Below are 9,806 nucleotides of genomic sequence, written 5' to 3' on the forward strand. Positions count from 1 at the left end.
TATGCGCTTGGCGAAAACCGGCACATTGTTCAGGGCGAAAGCCTTTGTTTCATGCGCTTTAGGGAGCACAAAAAGGCTTGAGGAAAGTTCCATTCACTTTGCGACATACGGCGAAGTACTGCTGAAGGGGAGGGACGCGTAGCGGCAGATGGGCGACAGATTTTTGTCACTCGGGTGATTCACCACCGTTACGTAGCGTTAGTGGGTTCGCTGCATTGATCAGGATTCTGAAGTGCTTGAAAGCACTGAAGTTTCCTCGTTTGCGCAACCTGCGAAACGAACTGTCGAGGTGCGAGCGTCGCCCCGACAACCCGATTGAGCCATGGGCTGCTTCGCGAACCAGTGCCGACGGTGGTCGGCAGCGGAGGAATTTCACATGGCAACGCTCATCGGGACAGTCACTAAAGTCATTGGTCAGGTTTTTGCGCAGGGCACCGACGGCACGCGCCGCGCCCTGGTCGAGGGCGACCGCTTGTTTGCCGGCGATCAAGTGATCACCGGCGCAGAAGGTGCCGTCGCCATTCATCTGCAAAATGGCCACGAGTTGACCCTGGGCCGCGACAGCAGCATGACGATGTCCGGGCAGCTGCTGGCCAATCAGGCGGTGCACATTGATTCCCCTGAAGCGCTGACGCCGAGCGAAGCGCAACTGACCGATGTCGAGCAGATTCAGAAAGCCATCGCCGCCGGCGAAGACCCGACCAAAGCGGCAGAGGCCACCGCCGCCGGCCCGAATGCACCGGGCGGCGCACCAGGTGAGTTGGGTGGCGGCCACAGTTTTGTGCTGCTGACGGAAGTCGGTGGGCGCGTGGATCCGGTGATCGGCTTCCCGACCGCCGGTTTCAACGGTATTCCCGAGTTTCCCGAAGAGCGGCACAACGCAGTCATCGACAATGGCGACAACACGCCGATCGTGCCGCCGCCGGTCAACAACCTGGTGACCCTCAGTGGCCTCGCCGTGCCTGGCGGTGAGCTGACCCTCAACGAAGCCAACCTGCCTGCCGGCTCCTCGGCCAACCCCGGCGCGCTGACCCAGAGCGGCAGCTTCACGGTGTCGGCGCCGGACGGTCTGAGCAGCCTGAACATCGGCGGTATCAACGTGATCAGCGCTGGTGTGGCGGCCGGTTTCCCGCAGTCGATCACCACACAACTGGGCAACACCCTGACCATCACCGGGTATAACGCCAGCACCGGCGTAGTCAGCTACAGCTACACCCTCAACGGCAACGATGCCCATCCGGCCGGTGACGGCGCCAACAGCCTCAGTGAACATTTCACGGTGACCGCAAGCGACAGCAATGGCGACAGCGCCACCGGCTCGCTCGATGTCAACATCATTGATGACGTGCCCAAAGCGGCGAATGACAGCAACGCCAACACCGCCTCGGAAACCCAGTTGATCTTGACCGGCAACGTCCTGACCAACGATGTGCAAGGCGCCGACCGCGTGCCCACCGGCCCGGTCACTGCCGGTACCTTTACCGGCACTTTCGGCACCCTCGTATTGAATGCCAATGGCACATACACCTACACCCTCAACACCAGCGACGCAGACTTCAAAGCGCTGCACGGTGGCGGCAATGGCACCGAGACTTTCACCTACACCCTCACTGATTCGGACGGCGATACCAGCACTGCGAATCTGGTTCTGCAGATTCACAACAACGACGATCCGGTGGTGATCAACGGGTTGAACGTCGAGGGTGGCGAGCTGACGGTCTATGAAAAAAACCTCGGCACCGGCAGCGAGCCGGATTCCAGCGCGCTGACCCAGAGCGGCACGTTTACCATCACGGCGCTCGACGGCGTCACCACGCTGACGGTGGGCGGCATCGCCGTCGTCACTAACGGCGTGGCCGCGGGCTTCCCGCAATCGGTGACTACACCGCTGGGCAGCACGCTGACCATCACCGGTTTCAATGCCACCACCGGTGTTGTGAGTTACAGCTACACCCTGGTCGACAACGAGGCACACCCAACCGCCAATGGCGCCAACAATTTGCCTGAGCAGTTCGCCGTCACCGTCGTGGACGACAACGGCACGACTGCCAATGCAACGCTTGATGTGAACGTGATCGACGACCTGCCTAAAGCAATCGATGACAGCAACACTGGCACCGCTTCGGAAACTCAGTTGACCCTGACCGGTAACGTACTGACCAACGACGTACAAGGCGCCGACCGCGTACCCACCGGTCCAGTCACCGCCGGCACCTTCACCGGCACCTACGGCACCCTCGAACTGCACACCGACGGCACTTACACCTACACGCTCAACCCAACTGACGCCGACTTCAAAAACCTGCACGGCGGCGGTAATGGCACCGAGACTTTCACCTACACCATCACCGATTCGGACGGCGATACCAGCACTGCGAATCTCGTCCTGCAAATCCACAACAACGACGACCCCGTGGTCATCAGCGGCCTCGACGTTAACGGCGGAGAGCTGACCGTTTACGAAAAAAACCTCAGCACCGGCAGCGCGCCGGATGCCAACGCGCTGACACAAAGCGGCACCTTCACCATCACCGCTCTGGACGGCGTCACCACGCTGACCGTCGGCGGCATCGCCGTGGTCACCAACGGCGTGGCCGCAGGCTTCCCGCAATCGGTCACTACACCGCTGGGCAGCACGCTGACCATCACCGGTTTCAATGCCACCACCGGTGTTGTGAGTTACAGCTACACGTTGATCGACAACGAGGCACACCCAACCGCCAACGGCGCAAACAACTTGCCCGAGCAGTTCGCCGTAACGGTAGTGGATGACAATGGCACCACCGCCAACGCGACCCTCGATGTGAACATCATCGACGACCTGCCAAAAGCCGCGAACGACAGCAACGCCAACACCGCGTCGGAAACCAATCTGACCCTCACCGGCAATGTCCTGACCAACGACGTGCAAGGCGCCGACCGCGTACCGACCGGCCCAGTGACTGCCGGGACTTTCACCGGCACCTACGGCACCCTGGAACTGCACACCGACGGCACCTACACCTACACGCTGAACACCACCGACGCCGACTTCAAAAACCTGCACGGTGGCGGCAATGGCACCGAAACCTTCACCTACACCATCACCGATTCGGACGGCGATACCAGCACCGCCAACCTCGTCCTGCAGATCCACAACAACGACGATCCGGTGATCATCAACGGGCTCGACGTCAATGGCGGTGAACTCACCGTCTACGAGAAAAATCTCACTGACGGCAGCGCACCGGATTCCACCGCGTTGACCCAAAGCGGCACATTCACCATCACTGCTCTGGACGGCGTGACGACCCTGACCGTCGGTGGCATTGCCGTGGTCACCAATGGCGTAGCCGCAGGCTTCCCGCAATCGGTCACCACACCGCTGGGCAGCACGTTGACCATCACCGGATTCAACGCGGCCACCGGTGTCGTCAGCTACAGCTACACCCTGGTCGACAACGAGGCACACCCGACCGCCAACGGCGCCAACAATCTGCCTGAACAGTTCGCCGTCACCGTAGTGGACGACAACGGCACCACCGCCAACGCCACCCTCGATGTGAACATCATCGATGACCTGCCAAAAGCCGTGAACGACAGCAACGCCAACACCGCGTCGGAAAGTCAGTTGACCCTGACCGGCAACGTCCTGACCAACGACGTGCAGGGCGCCGACCGCGTACCCACCGGCCCGGTCACCGCCGGCACGTTCACCGGCACCTACGGCACGCTGGAACTGCACACTGACGGCACTTACACCTACACCCTCAACACCAACGACGCCGACTTCAAAAACCTGCACGGCGGCGGCAACGGCACCGAAAATTTCACCTACACCCTCACTGATTCCGACGGCGATACCAGCACTGCCAACCTCGTCCTGCAGATCCACAACAACGACGATCCGGTGATCCTCAACGGTCTCGACGTAAATGGCGGCGAACTCACCGTCTACGAAAAAAACCTCAGCGACGGCACCAGTCCCGATACGCCGGCGCTGACTCAGAGCGGTTCCTTCACCGTGACCGCGCTCGACGGTCTGCAAACCCTGACCGTAGGCGGCATCAACGTCGTCACCGGTGGTGTGGCCGCAGGCTTCCCGCAATCGATCGTTACGCCGTTGGGCAGCACGCTGACCATCACCGGCTACAACCCGGCGACTGGCGTGGTCAGCTACAGCTACACCCTGGTCGATAACGAAACCCATCCGAACGGCAATGGCGCCAACAGCATCACCGAGAACTTCAACGTGGTGGCGACTGACACTGACGGCAGCACCGCCAGCGGCCAGATCAACGTCAACATCATCGATGACCTGCCGAGCGCGCATGCCGATGCCGCGTCGGTGGCGGAGGGCGGCACCGTCAGCGGCAACGTGCTCGACAATGACATCGGCGGCGCCGACGGCCCGGCGGTGACCGGCGCGGTGGTCGGTGTGCGCGCCGGCTCCGACACCTCGACCTCGGCCATCGGCGGCCTCAACAGCAACATCAATGGCACCTACGGTTACCTGACGCTGGACGCCAACGGCAACGCGGTCTATCACAGCAACCCCAATGCCGTGAACGGCCCCGGCGCGGTGGATGTGTTCACCTACACCGTGCGCGATTCCGATGGCGATGAAAGCACCACCACCATCACCATCGATATCGCCAACAGCAAGCTGTATGCGACCAGCGACACCGACGTCACCGTCTACGAAAAAGCCCTCGACCTGACCAAGGACGGCGCCGATCTGGCCCCGGGTACGGTCATCGGCAGCGACCCGACCAATACGGGTGAAACCGCCTCCGGCACACTGGTCGGTTCGGTCACCGGTGCGGTTGGCGCCATCAGCTATGCGCTGGTCGGCAGTGCCACCGGCAACTACGGGCAGATCGTGCTCAACCCCAACGGCACTTATACCTACACCCTGACCTTGCCCGCGACCACCACACCGCATGCCGACGACGGGGTCAATACCCTGACTGAAACCTTCACCTATCAGGCCACCGATTCGCTGGGCAATGTGGTCACCAGCACCATCGTCGTCAGCATCGTCGATGACGTGCCCAAAGCCCTCAACGACAGCAACGCCACCAGTGCCTCGGAAACCCAGCTGACCCTGACCGGCAACGTGCTGACTAACGACGTGCAAGGCGCGGACGTGGTCGCCACCGGACCGAATGCCGGGCCGATCACCGCCGGTACCTTCACCGGGACTTACGGCACGCTGGTGCTCAATGCCAACGGCACTTACACCTACACGCTCAACCCGGCTGACGCCGACTTCAAAGCGCTGCACGGCGGTGGAAACGGCATCGAGACATTCACCTACACCCTCACCGATGCTGACGGCGATACCAGCACCGCGAACCTGGTGCTGAACATCCACAACAACGACGATCCGGTGGTGCTCAACGGCCTCGACGTCAATGGCGGCGAGCTCACCGTCTACGAGAAAAATCTCAGTGACGGCACCAGCCCTGACACCCCTGCGCTGACCCAGAGCGGTACGTTCACCGTCACGGCCCTGGATGGCCTGCAAACCCTCACTGTCGGTGGTATTGCCGTCGTGACCAACGGGGTCGCCGCAGGCTTCCCGCAATCGGTGGTGTCGCCGCTGGGCAGTACGTTCACCGTCACCGGTTACAACCCGGCGACCGGCGTGGTCAGTTACAGCTACACCCTGGTGGATAACGAAAATCACCCGACCGGCAACGGCGCCAACAGCCTCACCGAAAACTTCAACGTGGTCGCGACTGACACCGACGGCAGCACCGCCAGCGGCCAGATCAACGTCAACATTATCGATGACCTGCCGACCGCAAAGGCCGACACCGGCTCGGTGGCGGAGGGCGGCACGGTCAATATCAGCGTGCTCGGCAACGATGTCACCGGTGCCGATGGCGCAGCGGCGGGCGGGGCAGTGGTCGGCGTGCGCGCCGGCAGCAATACCGCGACCTCGGCGATCGGCGGCCTCAACAGCAACATCAACGGCACCTACGGCTACCTGACCCTCGACGCGGCAGGTAACGCCATCTACCACAGCAACCCGAACTCGGTGAGCCCACCGGGCGCCACCGACACCTTCACCTACACCATCCGCGACAGCGACGGTGACGAAAGCACCACCACCATCACCATCAATGTCGCCGACAGCAAACTGATTGCGTCGGTCGATCAGGACGTGACGGTCTACGAAAAAGCCCTCGACCTGACCAAGGACGGCCAGGACCTGGCCCCCGGCACGGTCACCGGCAGCGACCCGAGCAACACCGGCGAAACCGCCACCGGCACACTGGTCGGTGCAGTCACTGGCGGCAGCGGGGCGCTCACCTACACCCTGGTCGGCAGCGCCACCGGCACTTACGGGCAGATCCAGCTCAACGCCGACGGCACTTACACTTACACCCTGACCTCGGCACCGAAAACCACGCCGAACGCCAACGACGGCGCCAACACCCTGAGCGAAAGTTTTACCTACAAAGCCACCGATGCGCTGGGCAACAGCACCACCAGCACGATTGTGGTCAACATCGTCGATGACGTGCCCAAAGCCGTGGCGTCGGATCGCTCGGTGGCGGCGGTGGAGATCGATTCCAACCTGCTGATCGTCCTCGACATCTCCGGCAGTATGGCCGACGCCTCCGGTGTACCGGGGCTGTCACGGCTGGCGCTGGCCAAGCAGGCCATCAGTGCCTTGCTCGACAAGTACGATGATCTCGGCGATGTGAAGGTACAACTCGTCACCTTCAGCAGTAATGCCACTGACCGGACTTCGGTGTGGGTCGATGTGGCGACGGCCAAGTCCATACTCGCCGGCCTCACCGCCGGTGGCGGTACCAACTACGACGCTGCCGTGGCGGTGATGCAGACCGCGTTCAACACCTCGGGCAAACTCACCGGGGCGCAGAACGTCGGCTACTTCTTCTCCGACGGCAAACCCAACGAAGGCGACATCAACGCTGCCGACGAAGCCGCGCTGAAAAACTTCCTCGATGCCAACAACATCAAGAACTACGCCATCGGTCTGGGCAGCGGCGTGAGCAACGCCAACCTCGATCCGCTGGCCTATGACGGCATCAGCCACACCAACACCAATGCGGTGGTGGTCACCGACCTCAATCAGCTCAACTCGGTGCTGTCGGGCACCGTCGAAGGCGCGCCGGTCACCGGTTCGCTGCTGGGCGAGGGCGGTACCTTCGGCGCCGATGGCGGCTTCATCAAATCCATCGTGGTCGACGGCACCACCTACACCTATGACCCGCGCGCCAACAGCGGCCAGGGTTCGTTGACCGCATCCGGCGGCACCAACCACGGTACGTTCAACACCGTGAACAACACGATCAGCATTGCCACCAACAACAGCGGCACGCTGGTGATCAACCTGGACACCGGCGACTACAGCTACACCTCGCAGAAAACCACAACCACGGTGATCACCGAGAACATCGGCTTCACCCTCAGCGATAACGACGGCGACCTTGCCAGCTCGACGCTGACGGTGAAAGTGATCCCCAATTCGCCGCCAGTGGCGGTGGACGACCATGTCATCACCAACGTGCTGTCGGGCAATATCGTCGTGCCGGGCGAACTGTTGCTGGCCAATGACACCGACCCGGACGGCGACACGCTCAATGCCTCGCCGACCAGCTTCAACACCGGTTGGGTAGCCAAGGGCGCGGACTTCACCGGTACCGGCGCAATCAACTTCGCCGGCACCGGCAATACCGCCGCCAACCAGAACCTGGCCGACGTACGCGCTGCATTCGCCGCCAACACCGCCGCGATGACCGCAGTGCTGGTGGTCAGCGGTTACCTCGGTGCGGTGACCAATGCCAATGCCAACGATGAGGACCTGATCACCGTCAAACTGAAACAGGGCGAAACGCTGAACCTGGATCACAACCTCGCGGCCGGCCACGTCACCATGGAGTACTCGGTCAACGGCGGCGCGTTCGTCAGCATCGCTGACGGCGGCACCATCACTGCCGGTGCCGATGGCACCTACCAGATCCACGTGACCAACATCAGCAACACCAGCGGCAGCAATCCGACGGCAGCGGAAAACTATCAACTGACCATGACGGTCAACTACGCCGGCGCCCACGACGTGACGCCGGATTTCAACGGCATCTACACCGCCAACGACAACCATGGCGGCAGCGACACCGCCAACGTCAGCATCACCTATCAGGATGGCCACACCCTCACCGGTACTGCCGGGGATGACATTCTGGTGGCGGGCACCGGCAACAACATCCTCAATGGCGGCGACGGCAACGACGTACTGACCGCCGGTTCCGGCAACAACGAGATGCACGGCGGCGCGGGCAACGACTTGCTCTACAGCGGCCCGGGCAACGACATTCTCGACGGCGGCACCGGCATCGACACGGTCAGCTATGCCCACGCCACCGCCGGGGTCACGGTCAACCTCGGTCTGCTCGGTGCGCAAAACACCATCGGCGCCGGCACCGACACGATCAGTAATATCGAGAATCTGGTCGGCTCGAACTTCAACGACACCCTGACCGGCGACAACAATAACAACGTGATCAACGGCGGCCTGGGCAATGACATCCTCAACGGTGGTGGCGGTGATGACCTGCTGATCGGCGGCATGGGCAACAACACCCTGACGGGCGGGGCCGGCGCGGACACCTTCCAGTACCTGAAGGGCAACACCGGCCACGACACCATCACCGATTTCACCCCCGGCACCGATAAGCTCGACTTGTCGCAACTGCTGCAAGGTGAAAACGGCACCACCGCGTCGCTCGACGATTACCTGCACTTCACCGTCACCGGCAGCGGCGCCTCGGTGCTCACCAGCATCGACGTCAGCGCGCTGGCCGGCGCCACGCCGAACCAGACCATCGACCTGGCCGGCGTCAACCTCGCCAGCCACTACGGCGTGACCCCGGGGGCGGGTGGGGTGGTGGCCGGCGGGCACGACACGGCGACGATTATCAGCGGCATGCTCAATGATCATTCGCTGAAAGTGGACACAGTGTGATCAAGGCCTGAAACGACAAAACCCGCCGCCCCGATCAGTCGGGACGGCGGGTTTTGTCTGTCTGGAGAACTGCGTTGCCAGTGAGTCAGCCTTCGCGAGCAGGCTCGCTCCCACATTGGATTTAGAGTGCTCAGCATTTTGTGAACAACAAAGCTCCCTGTGGGAGCGAGCCTGCTCGCGAAAGCGGCCTCCCAACCGACCAATCCCCAACTGAATGCACTCATTCCAACTGTGGGAGCTGGCTTGCCAGCGATGGCGGCCTACCAGCCGACCAACCTCCCACCTGAATGCACGCATTCCAACTGTGGGAGCGAGCCTGCTCGCGAAAGCGGCTCCCAGCCGACCAATCCCCAACTGAATGCACACACTCCAACTGTGGGAGCTGGCTTGCCAACGATGGCGGCCTCCCAGCCGACCAACCTCCCACCTGAATGCACTCATTCCAACTGTGGGAGCGAGCCTGCTCGCGAAAGCGGCCTCCCAGCCGACCAATCCCCAACTGAATGCACTCGGTCAAATTGTGGAGCTGGCTTGCCAGCGATGGCGGCCTACCAGCCGACCAATCCCCAACTGAATGCACTCATTCCAACTGTGGGAGCGAGCCTGCTCGCGAAAGCGGCCTCACAGTCGACCAATCCCCAACTGAATGCACTCGGTCAAATGGTGGGAGCTGGCTTGCCAGCGATGGCGGCCTACCACCCGACCAACCTCCCACCTGAATGCACGCATTCCAACTGTGGGAGCGAGCCTGCTCGCGAAAGCGGCCTCACAGTCGACCAATCCCCAACTGAATGCACTCGGTCAAATGGTGGGAGCTGGCTTG

1 protein-coding gene is annotated in these 9,806 nt (G+C 62.1%); it reads left to right on the forward strand.

All coding sequences use genetic code 11. The annotated features are described in order from the left end of the window. The first annotated feature begins 376 nt into the window (after positions 1 to 376). Complete coding sequence (locus tag HDC30_RS06630) at positions 377 to 8,983, forward strand: retention module-containing protein (RefSeq protein WP_183781748.1); 8,607 nt, start codon at positions 377 to 379, stop codon at positions 8,981 to 8,983. Positions 8,984 to 9,806 lie beyond the last annotated feature (823 nt).

Source organism: Pseudomonas sp. JAI115 (assembly GCF_014200835.1).
Lineage (GTDB): Bacteria > Pseudomonadota > Gammaproteobacteria > Pseudomonadales > Pseudomonadaceae > Aquipseudomonas > Aquipseudomonas putida_A.